We start from the raw sequence: 18,947 nt of genomic DNA on the forward strand, positions 1-18,947 counted from the left end.
CACGGTGCGGGGCCCGCCCCCGCCGCCGCCCGGCGCCGACGCGGCGCCGGGCACCCGAGGCGCCGGCACCGCACCCGGCGCCGGCCAGGACGACGCCCGCGCCCACGGCGCCGGCACGCATCGAATGGAGACCCCGTGAAGGTCGGCTGCATCGGGCTCGGCGACATCGCGCAGAAGGCGTACCTCCCCGTCCTCACCGCCCTGCCCGGCGTCGAACTCCACCTCCAGACGCGCACCCCCGCGACCCTGGCGCGGGTGGCCGACACCCATCACGTGCCCGCCGGACGCCGCCACACCGACCTCGACGGCCTCCTCGCCGAAGGCATCGACGCCGCCTTCGTGCACGCCTCGACCGCGGCGCACGCCGAGATCGTCACCCGCCTCCTCGAAGCGGGCGTCGCCACGTACGTCGACAAGCCGCTCGCCTACGAACTCGGCGACTCCGAGCGCCTCGTCGCCCTCGCCGAGGACCGCGGCACCAGCCTCGCCGTCGGCTTCAACCGCCGCTTCGCCCCCGGCTACGCCCAGTGCCTGGAGCACCCCCGCGACCTGATCCTGATGCAGAAGAACCGGGTCGGCCTCCCCGAGGACCCGCGCACCCTCGTCCTCGACGACTTCATCCATGTCGTCGACACCCTGCGGTTCCTCGCCCCCGGTCCCGTCGAGCACACCGACGTGCGGGCCAGGATCACCGACGGGCTGATGCACCACGTCGTCCTCCAGCTCTCCGGCGACGGCTTCACCGCCATCGGCACCATGAACCGGATGAGCGGCTCCACCGAGGAGATCCTGGAGGTCTCCGGCCAGGACGCCAAGCGCGAGGTGCGCAACCTCGCCGAGATCGTGGACCACAAGGGGCAGCCGAGCGTGCGCCGCCGCGGCGACTGGGTGCCCGTGGCGCGCCAGCGGGGCATCGAGCAGGTCGTGCACGCCTTCCTCGACGCCGTCCGCGACGGCCGGACCCTCAGCGCCCAGGACGCCCTGCGGACGCACGAGCTGTGCGAGCGGATCGTCCTGCGGGCCCTGGAGCAGGCCGGCGGATGAGGCGCACGGCGCCGGCCGCGGCGAAGACCGCCAGCACACCGAGCGCCCCGTACACCGGCCAGTCGCCGAGGCGCACGTAGAGCGTCGTGCCCTCGGCCCGCGGGACGTCGTACACCGCCGCCGCGCTGGTGTCCGTGCCGAGCGGGGCGCCGATCCGCTGCCCGTGCGCCCCGTACACGGCGCTCACCCCGGTCAGCGTCGCGTGCACCATCGGGCGGCCCGACTCGGCGGCCCGCAGCGCCGCCAGCGAGGCGTGCTGCTCCGGCGCCCAGCTGTCCTGGAACGAGGACGTCGCCGACTGCGCCACCAGGAGCCCGGCCCCCTCGCGCACCAGATGCCGGCTCATGTCGGGAAACGCCGACTCGAAGCACACCAGCGGGCCGATCCGCTCCCCGCCGGGCAGGGTCATGACCACCGGAGCCGTGCCGCGCAGCCGGTCCTCACCGGCCGCCCGGCCGACGGACGTCGCCCAGCCCAGCAGCGAGCGGGCGGGCACGTACTCGCCGAAGGGCACCAGGCGCATCTTGTCGTAGCGGTCGCCCGTGGGGCCGTCCGGTCCCACCAGCACCGAGCTCTTGTAGATGCCCCGGGGACCCGACGCCCCGCCGCTGCGGGCGTCCACGTTCACCAGGACCGGGGCCCCGGTCCCGCGCGCCAGCGCCCCGAGACGGTCCGCGAGGTCGGGGCGCAGGCCCAGATCGGCGCCGACACTGCTCTCGCCCCAGACCACCAGATCCGGCGGCGCCCCGCGGCCCGCCAGCTCTCGGGTCAGCTCCTCGCCCCGGTCGAAGCGGCGCTCCGCGCCGTCGGCGCCGCCCAGCACACCCGGCTGCACCAGCGCGATCCGCAGCCGCCCCGACTCACGCGGCTGCGGCGCCCACGCCCACGCGCAGGCCGCCGCCACGGCGCACACCAGCACGCCCGCCAGGGCCGCCCGGCGCGCCGCGCGCACCGCCACCAGCAGCGCGAGCGCGGTGTTCACCGCGACCACGAGCAGGCTCACCAGCCACACGCCGCCCACCGAGGCGAGCCGCAGGGCGGGCGTCACCTCCCACTGGGAGGCGCCCAGCAGACCCCAGGGCCCGCCGAGCCCTTCCCAGGACCGCACCAGCTCGATCATCAGCCAGCCCGACGGCACGACCACCAGCGCCGCCAGGGCGCGCCCACCGGACGGGGCGCCGGCCGTCATGTGCCGCACCAGACGGCCCCACGGCGCCCACAGCAGCCCGAGCAGCGCGGCGATCACCGCGAGGAAGACATGCAGACTCGGCAGCAGCCAGTGGTGCACCGCGACCATGAACCCGATCCCGCCGAGCCACCCCTCGACCATCGCCCGCCGGCCCGTCGGCGCGCTGCGCAGCAGCAGCATCCAGGGGACGAGCGCGGCCCAGGCGAACCACCACAGGGACGGCTCGGGGAACGCGAGCGCGGGCAGCGCCCCGGCGCCCAGCGCGGCGGCCCCGCGCCGCCGCGGCGACCAGGCCGCGGGCCCCGGCCCGCCGGCTCGCCGGGCGGTCGCCGCTCCGCCGGCGCACCCTCCGCACGCAGTCCCACCGGAATCCGCATTCCGCGCCTCCTTCCCCCTCAGTGTGGGGTACGGGGGCCGGAGGGGACAGAGCGCCACGAGCGTCCCGAGGGGCGCGAGGGGCGGGCCCGCGGGCGGTGTGGCGCGGCGCCGGGCGTGGTCCCGGTGCCGGAGGGGCAGGGGCGTAAGGGGCCGGCCCGCGGGCAGCGCCACGGCGGGCCGGCGATCACCCCGGGCCGGACGGATCGCGCGCGGTCTCAGCCGCGCGGCGGCCCCGCGTCGCCGCCCCTGACGGCCCGCAGGATCACGAACTTCGGGTCGGAGGCCACCACCTCGCAGGCGCCGAAGAGGCGCCGCAGCCGGACGTGGTAGCCGAGATGGCGGTTGCCGACGACCCACAGCTCCCCGCCGGGCCGCAGCACCCGCCGCGCGTCGGCGAACATCCGCCGGGCGGTGGTGTCGGTGGTGGCGCGGTGCGAGTGGAACGGCGGGTTGGTGAGGACCAGGTCGGCGGAGGAGTCCGGGAGCGCGGCCAGTCCGTCGCCGGCCAGGAACTCCGCCCGCCCGCCGGGCACGTTGTCGCGGAAGGTGGCCTCGGCGGACGCCACGGCCGCGTAGGACTCGTCGGTGAAGGTGACATGAGCCCGCGGGTTGGCCAGCGCGGCCGCCGTGCCCACCACACCGTTGCCGCAGCCGAGGTCGACCACGTCGTCGGGGCCCCGCCGCACGGGGAGACGGCTCAGGAAGAAGCGCGTGCCGATGTCGAGGCGGTCCGCGCAGAAGATGCCCGCGTGGTTGGTGACGGTGCGGCCCGACGCCGCGCCGATGCCCTCCGGGAGCGCGTACCGCAGCGGCCAGGGGCTGGGCACCCGCGCCGCCGAGGGGTCCGGGGTGCAGAAGATCAGCCGGGCCTTCTTCGCCGCGAGCGAGGTCCTCGTCGGACCGATGAGGCGCTCGAAGAGCCGCAGAGTCGAGGTGTGGATCTCGCTGACCATGCCGGTGCCCACCACGACCGTGCCCGCGTGGACGGCCGGGGCGAGGCGGTGGAGCTGGTCCTCCAGCAGCGCGAGGCTCTTGGGGACCCGCACCAGCAGCACGTCGATCCGCTCCGGGGGCGTGTCCCGGACCGTCAGCAGCCGCACGGCGGACGGATCCGCCCCGGCCCGGGCGAGATTGGCGAGGGTCGCCTGCCGGCCCAGGTACGAGTCGGTGATCTGGACCACCGGATGCCGGCCCGCGAGTGCGGTGGCCAGCGCTCCCCAGCGGTCGCCGAGCACGGCGACCGTGCCCGTCAGCGGTACGGGCGGGCCGTCGCCGGCACCGTGCAGATGCCGCAGCAGGTACTCGTCGGCCGCGTCCCAGGCGCGCAGCGTGTCGCGCGGGTCCTCGGGGAAGCGGGTGAGTTCGAAGGCGCCGAATGCCGTGGTCAGAGCGTTCATCGTGACTTCAGGCTAGCCGAGCGCAGGGGACGCCCCGCGCGCCGAGGCACTCCGGAGGCGGCGCTCAGGCCGCGCGGTCCACGTCCTCGCGTGCCGCAGCGGCCCACTCCACCACGAGCGCCTCGTACTCCGGGCGGCGGTCGTCGGGGAGCGCCCCGTCGGACCACAGCTCTCGGATCCGGGCGTTCAGCTCGGAGGCGGTCAGGCGGGACACGGGCTCGTTGCGAATGGGGGACATGAAGCCAAGGCTAAGGCCTCCCACCGACACCCGTGACCCGCCCGAACCGGGGCGTCAGTGCGCCGACTCGCCCGCGTGCGGGCTCAGTACACCCGTTCCGACCAGGATGAACAGCACGATTCCCAGCAGGATCCGATAGATCACGAACGGCATGAAGCTCTTGGTAGTGATGAATTTCATGAACCAGGCGATCACCGCGTAGCCCACGGCGAACGCCACGATCGTCGCGAAGATGGTGGGGCCCCACGAGACGTGGCCCTCGCCGGCGTCCTTCAACTCGTAGGCGCCCGACGCCAGCACGGCGGGGATCGCCAGCAGGAACGAGTAACGCGCCGCCGCCTCGCGGGTATAGCCCATCAGCAGACCGCCGCTGATGGTCGCGCCGGACCGGGAGACGCCCGGGATCAGGGCCATCGCCTGGCAGAAGCCGTAGATCAGGCCGTCCCGGACGCTGAGGTCCTTGAGCGACTTGCGCTCCCGGACGGCGCGGTGCCGGCCGCCGGCCTCGTCCCGTGCGGCGAGCCGGTCGGCGACGCCGAGCACGATGCCCATGACGATCAGGGTGGTCGCGATCAGCCGCAGATCACGGAACGGCCCCTCGATCTGGTCCTTGAGGGTGATGCCGAGCACCCCGATCGGAATGGAGCCGATGATGACCAGCCAGCCCATCTGGGCGTCGTGGTCCTGGCGCATCGCCTTGTCGGTCAGCGAGCGGAACCAGGCCGTCGTGATCCGCGCGATGTCCTTGCGGAAGTAGATGAGCACGGCCGTCTCGGTGCCGATCTGCGTGATCGCGGTGAACGCCGCGCCCGGGTCGTGCCACCCGGCGAACGCGGCGGTCAGCCGCAGATGCGCACTGGAGGAGATCGGGAGGAACTCCGTCAGCCCCTGGACGAGCCCGAGGACGAATGATTCGAACCACGACATGAAAAGAAGCCATCCCGGTGCTGGTCAGGGTCACGAGGTACGGGCCGTGGCGGCGTGCCCGTCCGGGCCGCGATCATGCGGGCCCGTCGGGTCGCAGGGTATCGGCAAAAGATGAAGCGCCGTCCGGCGGGCCGGGCCCGCGGGGCGCGGCGCGGCGCCCGGCTCAGGCGGACCGCAGCCGGTGGCGCCTGCGCCAGCCGACGACTGCCGCGGCCAGCCCCGTGAGCACGATGAACCCCATCGAGGCGAGGAACACCGGCGACGTCGGCGTCGCGGCGCTGCTCCCGGCGACGACGTACGCGGCCGTGTTGGGCACCGACCCGACGGCCGTCGCCAGCAGGAACGGCGCCCAGCCCATCCGCGACACCGCGGCGCAGTAGTTGGCGGCGGCGAAGGGCACCCCGGGGAAGAGCCGGACGGCGAGCATCGAACGGAAGCCGTGCCGGCTGAGCTGCCCGTCGGCCGCCGTCAGCAGCCGCCCGCGCAGCAGCGGCCGCAGGGCGTCCTGGCCCAGCAGCCGGCCGAGGCCGAACGCGATCCCCGCCCCGAGCACCGTGCCGGCGACGGCCGCCGCCAGCCCCGCCTGCGAGCCGAAGAGCGCCCCCGCCGCGAGATTGAGGATCGGCCGCGGCACGAAGGCGGCGGTGCACACGCCGTACGCCACCGCGAACAGGGCCACCGCGGAGAAGCCGTTCACCTGTGGCGGCCAGCCCGCCGACAGCAGGCGCTGCGGTTCGAACAGCAGGACCGTCACCGCGGCCGACGCCAGCAGGACCAGCAGCAGGGACAACCGCGACCAGGGCGAGAACAGCGCCCTGGAGCAGCGGACGGCGAGGCCGTTTGCCGGCCTGGGAGCGAGGTCGAACATCCGGGGAGACTAACCGACAAAGGTGTCCGTTCGACATCAAGTGCGCCACAGGACAGCCCCCGAGAGGCCCCGAACCCGCACAGCAGGCACACACGGCGGGGCGCCCGGGAGCCGTGCGGACCCCCTCCCGGGCGGCCCGCACGGCGGCGCCGCAAAACCATTCGACGGCCCGGTACGGCGTGCACGATCATCGACGGCATGTCCCGGTACGCCTTCCCCGCAGTGCCGTCCGCCGTCGCGGACGCGCCGAAGGCTGCCGCGTTCCCGGCCACCGCAGCCACGGCCACGGCAACCGCGGCCCTCGCAACCACGGCTACGGCAACCACGGCCGCGGCGCCGCACGGCGGCGCCCGAAGCTGACCCTTCCCGGACAGTCCGGCGGACCCCGCAGGGGGAGGGTCGGCAGGCTCCCGGGGTCCCGCACACATCTCTCACATTCCGGTCATGTTCCGGGAAGGGACAGCTTCGCCATGCCCAAGACGGCATACGTGCGCACCAAGCCGCACCTCAACATCGGCACCATGGGGCACGTCGACCACGGCAAGACCACGCTCACCGCCGCCATCACCAAGGTGCTCAGCGAGCGTTCCGGCGGCACCACCTCCTACGTCGCCTTCGACCGCATCGACCGCGCCCCCGAGGAGGCCCGGCGCGGCATCACCATCGACATCGCCCACGTCGAGTACGAGACCGACACCCGCCACTACGCCCATGTCGACATGCCGGGCCACGCCGACTACGTGAAGAACATGGTGACCGGCGCCGCCCAGCTCGACGGCGCGATCCTGGTCGTCTCCGCGCTCGACGGCGTCATGCCGCAGACCTCGGAGCACGTGCTGCTCGCCCGCCAGGTGGGCGTGGACCACATCGTCGTGGCGCTCAACAAGGCCGACGCGGGCGACGACGAGCTCACCGACCTCGTCGAGCTGGAGGTCCGCGACCTGCTCACCGCGCACGGCTACGGCGGCGACGCGGCGCCCGTCGTGCGGGTCTCCGGGCTGAAGGCGCTGGAGGGGGACCCGCGGTGGACGGCGGCCGTCGAGGCGCTGCTCGACGCCGTGGACACCTATGTGCCGATGCCCGTGCGGTACACCGACGCCCCGTTCCTGCTCCCGGTGGAGAACGTGCTCACCATCACCGGCCGGGGGACCGTCGTCACCGGGGCCGTGGAGCGCGGCACGGTCCGCGTCGGCGACCGGGTCGAGGTCCTCGGCGCGGAGACGGAGACGGTGGTCACCGGCCTGGAGACGTTCGGCAGGCCGATGGAGTCGGCGGAGGCCGGCGACAGCGTGGCGCTGCTGCTGCGCGGAGTGCCACGGGACGCGGTCCGCCGCGGGCACGTGGTGGCCGCGCCCGGCAGTGTGGTGCCGCGCTCCCGGTTCGCCGCGCGGGTGTACGTGCTCCCGGCGAGCGCGGGCGGCAGGAGCAGCCCGGTCTCCGGCGGCTACCGGCCGCAGTTCTACATCCGCACGGCGGACGTCGTCGGCGGGATCGACCTCGGCGGCGCGGCGGTCGCGCGGCCGGGGGAGACGGTCTCGATGACCGTCGAACTCGGGCGCGAGGTCCCGCTGGAGCCGGGGCTGGGCTTCGCGATCCGCGAGGGCGGCCGGACCGTCGGCGCGGGCACGGTGACCGAGGTCCTGTGACCGGTGACCGCGTGCGCCCCTCCCGCCCGGGAGGGGCGCACGCGGCGCCGGGCACAATGGCACGGTGAACGACCCGACCCCCCACGTCCCGGAGACGGCGCGCCCGGACGCCGCCACGGACGCGCTCTCCGCCGCCGGCGACGAAGCCGAAGCTCCCGCCGACGCCGACGCCGACGCCGACGTTCCGGAAGCTGCCGGTGAGGACGACGACCGCGTCCCGGTGACGCGCACGGTCGACGGCGGGGTCGCGAAGCTGATGCCCGACGTCGACCGGCCCCGGGCCTGGCTGCTGACCGTGGACGGCTCGCCGCAGTCGTACGTGGACCTCGACGACCCCCTGCACCTGGAGTTCGAGTACGTCCGCCGGCTCGCCCACGCCGTCGACTGCGCGGCCGGGGAGGGCGAACCGCTGGACGTGTTCCACCTCGGCGGCGGGGCGCTCACCCTGCCGCGCTGGATCGGGGCGACCCGTCCCGGATCCCGGCAGACGGTGGCCGAGGCGGACGGACCGCTCTCGGCGCTCGTCGCCGGACTGCTGCCGCTCGCACCGGGGACCGACGTCACCGTGCGCACGGCCGACGCCCGGGCCGAGCTGGAGAACGCGCCCGAGGACGGCGCCGACGTGATCGTCGCCGACGTCTTCGGCGGCTCGCGGGTGCCCGCGCAGGTGACCTCGCTGGAGTTCGCGCGGGCGGCGGCGCGGGTGCTGCGGCCCGGCGGCCTCTACGCGGCCAATCTCGCCGACGGCGCGCCGTTCGGCTTCCTCCGGTCACAGCTCGCGAACTTCGCCGCCGTCTTCGGGGAGCTGGCGCTGATCGCCGAGCCGGCCGTACTGCGCGGCAGGCGGTTCGGCAACGCGGTGCTCGTGGCGTCGCGGGTGCCCGTCGACACGGCGTCGCTCGCCCGCCGCACCGCGGCCGACGCCTTCCCCGCGAGGGTCGAGCACGGGCGGTCGCTGGCCCGGCTGATCGGCGACGCGCGGCCCGTGCGGGACGCGGAGGCGGTGGCCTCGCCCCCGCCGCCGGACGGCGCCTTCGGCGTGGGCTGAGCGCCCGCACGCAGCCGGCCCCGCCCCCGGAGAGGGACGGGGCCGGCCGGAGAGCGGCGTCAGGAAGCGGACGCCGAGCCGTTCGCGAGGCGGACGGTGCTCAGGATCTTCTGGATGGTGGCGTCGTCGAGCTCGTCCTTGACGCCGGTGTTGGCGTAGAGGACCCAGCTCTTGAAGTCGCCCTTGGGGTCCTTGAAGGAGAAGGCGATGGACTTGCCGTCCGTCTCGCACTTGTTGTCCTTCTTCACCCCGGGGGCGGTCGCGGTCGAGACGCTGCCCTTCAGACCGGAGGCCGTGGTGTAGTCCTCGGCCTTGGTGATCTTGACCGTGCCGGCCGGCTCGGTCTGCGCGTAGCCCGCCCAGACCCAGTTGCCCGCCTCGTTGTAGGCGGCCTCGGAGGTGCTCTTCGCGCCCTTGCCGCCCTTGGTGCCGGCGCTGGCGAGCCCGTAGGTCTCGTTGCTGCCGTCCTTGTCCGAGTCGAACTCGCACCACTTGCTCTTGAGGTGGGCGGGAGCGCTCATCATGACGGCGGGGGAGCCGTCGCCCTTCTTCTCGTCCTCGAAGCCGGAGGCCATGCCGCTGCTGGCGACCTCCCAGTCGGCCGGGACGTCGAACTGGGTGCCGTGCTTGGGGTTGGTGACGACCTTCCAGCCCTCGATGGTGGGCTTGGCGTCCGTGCCCGCGCGCGGGTTCTCGCCCGGAGCGCCGGAGCCGGTGTCGGGGGACGCGCCCTCGGAGGCGTCCTTCGACGGCGACTGGGACGCCGCGGCGCCGCCGCCCTTGTCGGAGGTGCCGCCGTCGTCGTCCCTCAGCACCACGAAGCCGGTGACCGCGGCGGCCACGACGACGGCCGTCGCGGCCACGATCGCCACGATCGTGGTCTTCTTCTTGTCGTCCGGCGACGGCTGCGGAGCGCCGGGCATCTGGCCGGGCACCGCGTACTGCGGCATCGTCGGCTGCTGGTACGGGTTGGGCTGCTGGTACCCAGGCTGCTGGTAGCCGCCCTGCTGGTGTCCCGGCTGCTGATACGGATTCGGCTGCTGGTTGCCCGGCTGCTGATACGGATTCGGCTGCTGGTACTGGTTCTGGTCCTGCGGGTTCTGCTCGCCCCCGGGCGGCTGCTGTCCTGGCCACATGGCCAGTAACCATAGAGGGAGGGCGTCGCCAGTTCCACGCCCGGCCCCGGGGAAGGGTGTGGCCACCATCGAATACTCGTGAGTAACATGCGCTCATGAGTGCAGAAGACACGTCGCTCGGCGAACTGCTCGCCGCCACGGTGCCCATGGTGCGGACCCTGAACCTCCAGTACCTGGAGACCACCCCGGAGCGGGCGGTGCTGAGCCTCCCGGACCAGGCCGAGTACCACAACCACGTCGGCGGCCCGCACGCCGGCGCGATGTTCACGCTGGCCGAGTCCGCGAGCGGCGCCATCGTCCTGGCCGCCTTCGGCGACCAGCTCTCCCGTGCCGTCCCGCTGCCGGTCACCGCCGGCATCGCCTTCAAGAAGATCGCCCGCGGCGCGGTCACCGCCACGGCCACCCTCGGCCGCCCGGCCGCCGACGTCGTCGCCGAACTCGACGCGGGCACCCGCCCGGAGTTCCCCGTGCACGTCGCCATCACCCGCGAGGACGGCGCCGTCACCGGGGAGATGGACATCGTCTGGACCCTGCGCCCCAACGGCTGACCCGCCGCCGTCGCCCGGGGGGCCGCCCCGTGCTCACGGGGCGGCCCCGCCGTGTGGAGCGGGTAGGCTGCCCCGGCGTGCGCCGGCGGAACGCCGGGCCGCGCCACCCGCGCCCGACCGAGGGGCCGCGGGGCTGCACGGAAGGAACGGCGTTGCACGTCCAGGAGTGGCTCGAGACCATCCCCGCGGTCAGCATCTACCTCCTGGTGGGGGTGGTCATCGGCCTCGAAAGCCTCGGCATCCCCCTGCCCGGGGAGATCGTGCTCGTCAGCTCGGCGCTGCTGGCGTCGCAGCACGGCGAGATCGACCCGTACGTCCTCGGCGCCTGCGCCACGGCCGGCGCGATCATCGGCGACTCCATCGGCTACGCGATCGGACGCCGGGGCGGCAGGCCGCTCCTCGCCTGGCTCGGCGGCAGGTTCCCCCGCCACTTCGGCCCCCCGCAGATCGCGATGGCCGAGCGCTCCTTCCAGAAGTGGGGCATGTGGGCCGTCTTCTTCGGCCGCTTCGTCGCCCTGCTCCGGATCTTCGCCGGACCGCTCGCCGGTGTGCTGCGCATGCCCTACTGGAAGTTCCTCGTCGCCAACGTCCTCGGCGGCATCCTCTGGGCCGGCGGCACCACGGCGGTCGTCTACTCGGTCGGCGTGGTCGCCGAGGCGTGGCTCAAGCGGTTCTCCTGGGTCGGGCTGCTGCTCGCCGTGCTCATCGGCGTCACCTCGATGCTGGTCCTCAGGAACCGGGCGAAGAAGGCGGCCGCCGAGGCGGAGCGGGACGCCGCCCTGCCGGCGGCGGCCGTCGCCGACTGAACCCGGCGCCCCGCGGCGCCGGTCAGCCGCCGTGGGCCGCCCGGTGCTGCTGGGCCAGGTCGACGTAGACCGCCGCGTTCAGCCGGACGCCCTCGCGCTCCTCCTCCGTCAGCTCCCTGCGGACCTTCGCCGGCACGCCAGCCACCAGCGATCCGGGCGGCACCCGCATCCCCTGCGGCACCAGGGCCTGCGCCGCCACCAGCGAACCGGCCCCGATGTGCGCGCCGTTCAGCACCGTCGCGCCCATGCCGACCAGCACGTCGTCCTCGACCGTGCAGCCGTGCAGCACCGCGTTGTGCCCCACCGAGACCCGCGCGCCGACGGTGACGGGGAAGCCGGGGTCCACATGGACCGTGCAGTTGTCCTGGATGTTGCTGTCCGGCCCGATCGTGATGGGGCCGCCGTCGCCCCGCAGCACGCTCTGGTACCAGACGCTCGCGCCGGCGGCGAGGGTCACGTCCCCCAGCACCACGGACGTCGGTGCGGTGAAGGCGTCCGGGTCGACCTTCGGCTCCCTGCCGCCCACGCCCGCGATCAGTGCCCCATCCGTCATGACGTCTCTCCTCGGTGTGCCGATGTGCCGATAGGCCGATAGGCGGCGTGCCCGCGGGGCGCGCGCCTGACCGCACCGTAGGCGACCGGGCTCCGCCGCCGCGGGCCGGGGCACCCGGACCGGTGGCGCACGCCGTCTGTCTGACCGGCCTCCCGGTCAATACGCTTGTGGGCAAAGCCTGTTGACGATCGAGGGAGTGCCATGGCAACCGCACAGCAGATCCCCGACATACTGTCTCCCCAGTTCGAGGCCGACCCGTACGCGGCCTACCGCCTGATGCGCGAGGCCGCGCCGCTCATCCACCACGAGCCGACCAGCAGCTGGATCATCTCCCGCTACGCGGACGTCGAGCGGGCCTTCAAGGACAAGGAATCGGTGTTCACCACCGAGAACTACGACTGGCAGCTCGAACCCGTCCACGGCCACACCTTCCTCCAGCTCAGCGGCCGGGAGCACGCGGTGCGCCGCGCCCTGGTCGCCCCGGCCTTCCGGGGCAACGAGCTGCGGGACAAGTTCCTGCCGGTCATCGAGCGCAACGCGCGCGAACTGATCGACGCCTTCCGCCGCACCGGCGAGGCCGACCTCGTGGACGACTTCGCCACCCGCTTCCCGGTCAACGTCATCGCCGACATGCTCGGGCTCGACAAGGCCGACCACGAGCGCTTCCACGGCTGGTACACCAGCGTCGTCGCGTTCCTCGGCAACCTCGCGGGCGACCCGGACGTCACCGCCGCCGGGCTGCGCACCCGGACCGAGTTCGCCGACTACATGTTCCCCATCATCCAGGAGCGGCGCCGGCACCCGGGCGACGACCTGCTGTCCGCGCTGTGCACCGCGGAGGTCGACGGGGTGCGCATGAGCGACGAGGACATCAAGGCGTTCTGCAGCCTGCTGCTCGCCGCCGGGGGCGAGACCACCGACAAGGCCATCGCCGGCATCTTCGCCAACCTCCTCGCCCACCCCGGCCAGCTCGCCGCCGTCCGCGAGGACCGCTCGCTCATCGACCGGGCGTTCGCCGAGACCCTGCGCTACACCCCGCCCGTGCACATGATCATGCGGCAGACGGCCACCGAGGTCACCGTCAGCGGCGGCACCATACCGGCCGGCGCCACGGTCACCTGCCTCATCGGCGCCGCCAACCGCGACGCGGAGCGCTACCGCGACCCGGACCGCTTCGACATCTTCCGCGACGACCTGACCGCCACCACCGCCTTCTCCGCCGCCGCCGACCACCTCGCCTTCGCGCTCGGCCGGCACTTCTGCGTCGGCGCGCTGCTCGCCCGTGCCGAAGTCGTCACCGGCGTCAACCAACTGCTCGACGCCATGCCCGACCTGCGGCTCGCGGAGGGCTTCGTGCCGGCCGAGGAGGGGGTGTTCACCCGGGGCCCGAAGTCCCTGCCCGTACGCTTCACCCCGGTGCCCGGCTGAGGGCCCCCGCACCGGGGTTCACTGGACGACGGGCTGAGCGGCACCGGGGTCCACCGGAGGGCGGGTCAACCGCACCGGGGTCGGACGACGGGGCTGAAACGCACCGGGGTTCACTGGACGACGGGGGTGAACCGCACCGGGGTTCACTGGACGACGGGGGTGAACCGCACCGGAAGCGCGGTCAGTCCCCGCATCCACACCGACGGCCGCCAGGTCAGCTCCTCCGGCTCCACGGCGAGCACCACGTCAGGCAACCGCTCCAGCAGCGTCTCGACCGCCGTCCGGGCGATCACGTCGGCGAGCAGCGGTGCCGGGTAGGGACAGCGGTGCTCGCCGTTTCCGAAGGACAGATGCGCCGAGTTCTCCTCGCCCGCGTGGCCCTCCGGCCAGATCTGCGGATCGGTGTTGGCGGCCGCGAGGCCGAGCACCACCATGTCGCCCGCCCGGATCCGCCGGCCGCCCAGCGTCGTGTCCCGCACCGCCCAGCGGCCGATGAAGTTCTGCGTCGGGGTGTCGAGCCACAGCACCTCGCCCAGCGCCTGGCCGACGCTGAGGCGCCCGCCCGACACGTTCAGCGCGAACCGGTCGTCGGTCAGCAGCAGCCGCAGGGTGTTGCCGATCCAGTTCGCCGTCGGCTGCTGCGCCGCCGCGATCACCGAGATCAGGTCCTGGACGATCTCCTCGTCCGTCAGTCCCGCCGGATGCGTCAGCATCCGCGTGGTGACGTCCGGCCCCGGCGCGGCCCGCTTCTCGTCCACCAGCCGCCGGATCCGCTCCTGCACCCGCCCGTAGGCGGCGACCGGATCGTCCCCGGGGCCGGCGTCCAGCGAGATGCGCAGGTCCCGCACGAGGTCCTCGGTGTCCGCGCCGCCCGCGGGCATCCCGCACATCTGCACCGCCGCCCGCATCGGCAGGGCGTGGACGTACGCCGACATCAGCTCCGCGTGCCCGCTGCCCGCGAAGGCGTCGATCAGCGGACCGGCGATTCCGCGGCACCGGTGGGCGAGCTCGAACTGGTCGACGACCTCCAGCGCCTCGGTGATCACGCCCGCCCGGAGCTGGTGCACCGCGCCCTCGGTGAACAGCACCGACGGCTGATGCCCGACGAACGGCAGCAGCGGCCAGTCCGCCGGGACGGTGTCCCACTGGTTCCACCGCCGGGAGTCGCGGGCGAAGAGGTCGTCGTGCGCGGTGACATAGGTGACCTCCGCGTAGCCCAGCACCAGCCAGGCCGGCACGTCGGAGTCCAGCAGCACCGGCGCCACGGCGCCGTGCCGCCGCCGCAGCGCGCGGTACAGCTCGGCGGGCGACTGCTGGAACTCCGGGCCGCGGAGCCGGACCGCGCTCTCGTGCGCCGGGCAGGCGGCGGGCGGCACGGTCGGCGACGACAGTCCCGTGGTGTCGTTCATGGTGTTCTCTCCCGGGCCGTGGCCAGTGCGTGGAGGTGGTCGACGAGGGTGATCAGGACGTGCTTGCCGGAGTGGCGCAGCCGGGCGTCGCACTCCACCAGCGGGACGTGCCCGGGCAGCGACAGCGCCTGACGGATCTCGTCGAGGGAGAAGGACGCGAGGTCGTCGTCGAACCGGTTGACGGCCACCACGAAGGGCGTCCGGTGGTGTTCCAGACGGTCGATGGCGTACCAGGAGTCGCTCATGCGCCGGGTGTCGACGAGCACCACGGCGCCCAGGGTCCCGGCGAACAGCCGGTCCCACAGGAACCAGAAACGCTCCTGCCCGGGTGCGCCGAACAGGTACAGGACCATGCGGTCGTTGAGGCTGATCCGGCCGAAGTCGAACGCGACGGTCGTGCTGGTCTTCTTCGTCGCCACCGGACCGGTCTCGTCGACGCCCACACCCGCCTGGGTCATCACCTCCTCCGTGTTCAGCGGGCGGATCTCGCTCACGGACCGCACGAGGGTGGTCTTGCCGACGCCGAAGCCGCCCACCACGACGATCTTCAGCCCGGTCTCGGCCGCCCGGCCGAGCGGCTTGCGGGCGGGCGGCTCAGAGGTCGTGGAGTCCTCAGAGATTGCGGAGTCCAACGAGCACCTCCTTCAAGAGGGCGGAGTCGGGCAGCGGGAAGGAGCCGCCGGACGGCGGGGGCGGATGCCGCGCCGTGATGCGTCCGGTGGCGAGCAGGTCGCCGAGCAGGATCCGTACGACCGTCACCGGCATGCCCAGGTCGGCCGAGAGCTCCACGACCGCCGTGGGGGTGCGGCACAGCCGCAGGATCCGTACGTGCTCCGACTGCATGCCGGCCGACGGCGCGCACTCGGCGACGATCAGGGTGACCAGGTCGAACGAGTCGTCCACGGCCCGGCTGCGGCCGCCGGTGACGGTGTAGAGCCGCTCGGGGACGCCGATGTCGACGGGGCGGCGCGTCATGAGAGGGAGGTCTCCTGGGCGGGCAGCCGCGGCTCGGCCCGCAGGTGGTCCCCGATCTGCTCGACGAGCTCGGTCATCCGGTGGCCGATCATGCCCGGGTCGGCGTCGTCCTCGGCGACCACGGCGAGATGGGCGCCGGCGCCGGCCTCCACGATGAACAGCAGTCCGCCGTGGAACTCGGTCATCGAGTGGCGCACGCCGCCCGTGCCGTCGCCGAACTCCACGGACGCGCCCTGCGCCAGGGCCTGGATCCCGGAGCAGATCGCGGCGAGCTGGTCGGCCTGGTCGAGCGTCAGATGGCGGGTCCAGCACAGCTTCAGCCCGTCCCGCGACAGCACGAGCGCGTGCCGGGTCCCGGGGGTCCCGTCGAGCAGGCTTTCCAGAAGCCAGGTGAGGCTGTTGTCGGTGGTCTGCATGGTGTACGCCGGGCGGGGCGCCGCACGCGGTGCGGGTCGCCGCCGCCCGTCCTCCTGTCTCACGGTCTCGTCGTCGTGTCCTGCCGTACGTCGTGCCGCACCTGGTGCCGTCGTCGTGGCGTCGTGCCGCACGTCGTGTCGTACGGGGAGGTGCGGGGTGCCGGCCGGGCCGGCACCGGGGCCGTCAGGCGCTGCCCGGCGGGTCGTGCGGGGTCCGCGGTTCCGGCAGCGGGTGCGCGTCCGGGGCGGCGTCCGGCTCCGGGTAGGGCTGCCCGCCGTAGGCGGCGTCGGGCAGGTACGTCCCCTCGGCGGGGGTCGCGCCGCCCGCCCCGAGGGCGCGCCGGCGGCGGCCGTGCGCGCGAACGCGCTGAACCCGGCGCCCGCGTCCCTGGCCGGGGCGGGCGGCACCGCGCCCGTGACCGGCCGCGGATCCGGGCGGCCCCGGTCGGCCGCGGCCATGGTCCGCCCCGGGGCCGCACCGGCAGGCCGCCCGCCGTGGCGACACCGCGCACGGGGGCCTGCGCCGGGAGCGGCGCCGCGGCGAGGGGGACGGGTGCGGCGGCCCCGGCGGCCGCACCGGACGCCGCCGGACCCGCCGCGGTCACGGTGAACCCGGCGCCGTCCGCGTCGGCGGGGGTCACCCGGTAGGCGGGCTGCCCGGGGTGCGCCCCGTCGGCCGCAGTCACGACGAAGGCGTCGGGCCCGGGGTGGGTGCCCTGGTGGGCGGCCTGCCCGGGCGCGTCCGCGGCCGCCACGGTGAACGCGGGCTGCCCGGGGTCCGCCTCGGGTGCGGCGGGGGGCACGGCGCCGTGGGCCTGGCCGGGCAACGGCCCGGTGAGGGGGTCGGAGCCCCCGTAGGTGTCGCCCGCGGCGGTCACGGTGAACGCGGGCTGCCCGGGGTGCGCCCCGGGTGCGGCGGGCAGGCCGGGGGCGTGGTCCGCGGGGGCCGTCCAGGTGCCGTCCGCCGGCCAGGCACCGCCCGGGGCGGTCACGGTGTACGGGTCGGGCCCGGGGTGGGGCGCGTCCGCCGGGGACGGCGTCCAGGCGCCGTCCCCGGGCCAGGTGCCGTCCGTGTGCGCCGGGCCGGCCTCGGCGGCCGCGGGGGTCCCGGCGCCGGCGGGGGCCGCGGTGAAGTGCGTCTGCCCGGTGTCGGCGGGGGCTGCGGCGAAGGGCGTCTGCCCGGCTTCGGCGGGTGCCGCGGTGAAGTGCCCGGTGTCGGCGGGTGCCGCGGTGAAGTGCCCGGTGTCGGCGGGTGCCGCGGTGAAGTGCGTCTGCCCGGCGTACGTCCCGTCCGCCGCGACCGGGGTCCAGCCGGAGGGCACGGCCTCGGCCGGGGGCACCGGGTACCCGCTCAGGTCGGTGTGGCCGGAGGACGGGGAGCTGCCCGAACCGGTGGCGGTCGGCGCCGCCGGGGCGGTGGTGCCCGCGAGGGGGCGCACCAGATCGGCGTCCTCCTCGTCCCGCGGCTTCGCCAGGAGCTGCGAGGGGAAGAGCACGACCACCCCCGTCCCGCCGCGCGAGGAGGGCCGGAAGCTCACGCTCATCCCGTACTTGGCGGCCAGCCGCCCCACCACCGTCAGCCCGAGGCGGGTGCCCTGGAGGTGCGCCAGGTCGGTGACCCGGCCCGACACGGCCTCCTCGGCCCGGCGCAGTGCCGCGCCCGCCATCTTCAGGCCGCTGTCCTCGATGGTGACCACGATCCCGGCAGTGCGCTCCTCCACGTAGACGTGCACCTCGTCGACGGGGGGCGAGAAGGTGGTCGCGTTGTCCATCAGTTCGGCGAGCAGGTGCATCACGCCCTCGGCGGCGAAGCCGACGACCGCGGCGGTGCTGGAGGAGTGCAGCCGCACCCGCTGGTAGGAGGCGATCCGGCCGACCGCGCCGCGCAGGATGCTCTCCATCGGGATCGGCCTGTTCCAGGCGCGGCTCGCCCGGCCGCCCATCAGCAGGGCGAGCCGGTCGGTCAGCAGGCCGAGCTGGGCGGTGTTGTGGTCCAGCCGCAGCAGGTCCCCGAAGACCTCCTCGCCGTAACGGTCCTGCATCTCGCGCAGGTCGGCGAGCATGGAGACCGCCTTGGCCTGGACGCGGCTGAGGGCCTTGGCGCTCGCCTCCTGCGCGGCGGCGGCACGGCGCTCGCCGGTCGCCAGGTCCCGCACCACCGAGTCGGCGAGCACCCGCAGCCGCGGGTCGGCGGGGAGTTCGAGTTCCCCGAGCACCGTCTCGGCCGACGCGCCCCGGCGCAGATGCGCGACGGCCGAGGGCAGCGTGACCGCGGTGAGCCGGTCCACCCCGTCGGCGGCCAGCGCCAACTGGCGCACCGCCCGGGCGGCGTTGGCCGCCGATCCCCGCGCGCGCTGCTCGCTGGCGCCCGTCTCCACGCCGAAGGCGTGCAGCACACGCCGCAGTTGCGGGTCCTTGGGCGGGGTCGCGGTGGCGAGCGCGTCGTCGGGCGCCTCACCGTCCCGCAGCCGCTTGACCAGCGACGGCAGCGTGACGTTCACCAGATGGGAGGCGTCGGCCGTCAGCCCGTCCGCGCGTGAGCGGAGCGTGCGCAGCTCGGCGCCGGCGGCGTCGGCGGCGGCCCGTTCGCGGCGTACCGCCAGCGTCGCGGCGACCGCGGCGGCGGCCAGGAGCAGCCAGGCGGCACCGGCGGTGGCCGAGACCCAGGGGCCGGCCCCGTCCGGCGCGGCGAGGCTCACGGCGACGCCCGCGACGGCGGCCGAGGCCAGGGCGGCGGAGGGCGCCGCGACGGGCAGCGGCCGATGCGCACGGCCTCTGCGGGGCTGGGATGAGGCTGAGACTGACATTCCGCGATCCCTCGCTGCTCGAGTGCGGCACGTGCACGAAGTGGAGGGCGGCCGATCGGCGCACAGCGGCCGTCCGCATGTCACGGACCCCACCGCGATGGGGAGTTGACGCGATCACCGGTAGTGATCACCCG

Annotated in this window: 18 protein-coding genes; 6 read left to right on the top strand and 12 right to left on the bottom strand. The window is 74.6% G+C overall.

What is annotated here, in order from left to right; translation table 11 throughout:
- The first annotated feature begins 135 nt into the window (after positions 1-135).
- Complete coding sequence (locus JE024_RS29785) at positions 136-1,044, top strand: Gfo/Idh/MocA family protein (RefSeq protein ID WP_205377058.1); 909 nt, start codon at positions 136-138, stop codon at positions 1,042-1,044.
- Here the strand turns inward: JE024_RS29785 and lnt are convergent.
- The 5 genes from lnt to JE024_RS29810 form a co-directional block, all read right to left on the bottom strand.
- On the bottom strand, positions 965-2,632 hold the full coding sequence (gene lnt, locus JE024_RS29790; protein WP_205378423.1) for an apolipoprotein N-acyltransferase: 1,668 nt from the start codon (positions 2,630-2,632) through the stop codon (positions 965-967). The genes JE024_RS29785 and lnt overlap by 80 nt on opposite strands.
- Positions 2,633-2,826: 194 nt before the next feature.
- Positions 2,827-4,008 carry a methyltransferase gene (locus JE024_RS29795; protein ID WP_205377059.1) on the bottom strand — a complete coding sequence of 394 codons (1,182 nt, stop codon included), beginning with the start codon at positions 4,006-4,008 and terminating at the stop codon, positions 2,827-2,829.
- 64 nt (positions 4,009-4,072) lie between these two features.
- Entirely contained in the window at positions 4,073-4,246 is a 174-nt protein-coding gene (locus JE024_RS29800) for a hypothetical protein (protein ID WP_205377060.1), read from the bottom strand.
- Positions 4,247-4,300: 54 nt separating this feature from the next.
- A complete protein-coding gene (locus tag JE024_RS29805) occupies positions 4,301-5,173 on the bottom strand; it encodes an undecaprenyl-diphosphate phosphatase (RefSeq protein WP_205377061.1) in 873 nt (290 codons plus the stop codon).
- Between the two features lie 163 nt (positions 5,174-5,336).
- Positions 5,337-6,041, bottom strand: a complete 705-nt coding sequence (locus tag JE024_RS29810; protein WP_205377062.1) for a TVP38/TMEM64 family protein — start codon at positions 6,039-6,041, stop codon at positions 5,337-5,339.
- Positions 6,042-6,511: 470 nt separating this feature from the next.
- Here JE024_RS29810 and tuf point away from each other — a divergent pair, with 470 nt between their 5' ends.
- The gene (gene tuf / locus JE024_RS29815; RefSeq protein WP_205377063.1) at positions 6,512-7,687 is read left to right on the top strand and encodes an elongation factor Tu; all 1,176 of its coding nucleotides are present in this window, start codon (positions 6,512-6,514) and stop codon (positions 7,685-7,687) included.
- A 256-nt stretch (positions 7,688-7,943) separates the two neighbouring features.
- Positions 7,944-8,735: a spermidine synthase gene (locus JE024_RS29820; protein WP_205378424.1), complete on the top strand. Its 792-nt coding sequence runs from the start codon at positions 7,944-7,946 to the stop codon at positions 8,733-8,735.
- Between the two features lie 59 nt (positions 8,736-8,794).
- Here the strand turns inward: JE024_RS29820 and JE024_RS29825 are convergent, their stop codons facing one another.
- The gene (locus tag JE024_RS29825) at positions 8,795-9,871 is read right to left on the bottom strand and encodes a DUF8017 domain-containing protein (RefSeq protein WP_205377064.1); all 1,077 of its coding nucleotides are present in this window, start codon (positions 9,869-9,871) and stop codon (positions 8,795-8,797) included.
- Between the two features lie 95 nt (positions 9,872-9,966).
- On the opposite strand from JE024_RS29825, the gene JE024_RS29830 reads away from it, so the two are divergent.
- Entirely contained in the window at positions 9,967-10,419 is a 453-nt protein-coding gene (locus JE024_RS29830) for a DUF4442 domain-containing protein (protein ID WP_205377065.1), read from the top strand.
- A 152-nt stretch (positions 10,420-10,571) separates the two neighbouring features.
- On the top strand, positions 10,572-11,225 hold the full coding sequence (locus JE024_RS29835) for a DedA family protein (protein WP_205377066.1): 654 nt from the start codon (positions 10,572-10,574) through the stop codon (positions 11,223-11,225).
- A gap of 22 nt (positions 11,226-11,247) precedes the next feature.
- Here the strand turns inward: JE024_RS29835 and JE024_RS29840 are convergent, their stop codons facing one another.
- Positions 11,248-11,778 (bottom strand): gamma carbonic anhydrase family protein, encoded by a 531-nt coding sequence (locus JE024_RS29840; RefSeq protein ID WP_205377067.1) that lies wholly within the window; start codon positions 11,776-11,778, stop codon positions 11,248-11,250.
- A gap of 201 nt (positions 11,779-11,979) precedes the next feature.
- Between JE024_RS29840 and JE024_RS29845 the strand changes: the two genes are divergently transcribed.
- Positions 11,980-13,206: a cytochrome P450 gene (locus JE024_RS29845; protein ID WP_205377068.1), complete on the top strand. Its 1,227-nt coding sequence runs from the start codon at positions 11,980-11,982 to the stop codon at positions 13,204-13,206.
- A gap of 143 nt (positions 13,207-13,349) precedes the next feature.
- On the opposite strand, the gene JE024_RS29850 is transcribed toward JE024_RS29845, so the two are convergent.
- The 5 genes from JE024_RS29850 to JE024_RS29870 are packed head-to-tail and all read right to left on the bottom strand — an operon-like array spanning position 13,350 to position 18,813.
- Positions 13,350-14,615 (bottom strand): cytochrome P450, encoded by a 1,266-nt coding sequence (locus tag JE024_RS29850; RefSeq protein WP_205377069.1) that lies wholly within the window; start codon positions 14,613-14,615, stop codon positions 13,350-13,352.
- Positions 14,612-15,247 (bottom strand): GTP-binding protein, encoded by a 636-nt coding sequence (locus tag JE024_RS29855; protein WP_205377070.1) that lies wholly within the window; start codon positions 15,245-15,247, stop codon positions 14,612-14,614. Before JE024_RS29855 ends, JE024_RS29850 begins: the two co-directional genes overlap by 4 nt.
- Entirely contained in the window at positions 15,228-15,590 is a 363-nt protein-coding gene (locus JE024_RS29860) for a DUF742 domain-containing protein (protein ID WP_205377071.1), read from the bottom strand. Before JE024_RS29860 ends, JE024_RS29855 begins: the two co-directional genes overlap by 20 nt.
- Complete coding sequence (locus tag JE024_RS29865) at positions 15,587-16,006, bottom strand: roadblock/LC7 domain-containing protein (protein WP_205377072.1); 420 nt, start codon at positions 16,004-16,006, stop codon at positions 15,587-15,589. Before JE024_RS29865 ends, JE024_RS29860 begins: the two co-directional genes overlap by 4 nt.
- 59 nt (positions 16,007-16,065) lie before the next feature.
- Positions 16,066-18,813: a sensor histidine kinase gene (locus tag JE024_RS29870; RefSeq protein ID WP_244883259.1), complete on the bottom strand. Its 2,748-nt coding sequence runs from the start codon at positions 18,811-18,813 to the stop codon at positions 16,066-16,068.
- Between the last annotated feature and the right edge of the window lie 134 nt (positions 18,814-18,947).

The organism is Streptomyces zhihengii, from assembly GCF_016919245.1.
GTDB classification, from domain to species: Bacteria; Actinomycetota; Actinomycetes; order Streptomycetales; family Streptomycetaceae; genus Streptomyces; species Streptomyces zhihengii.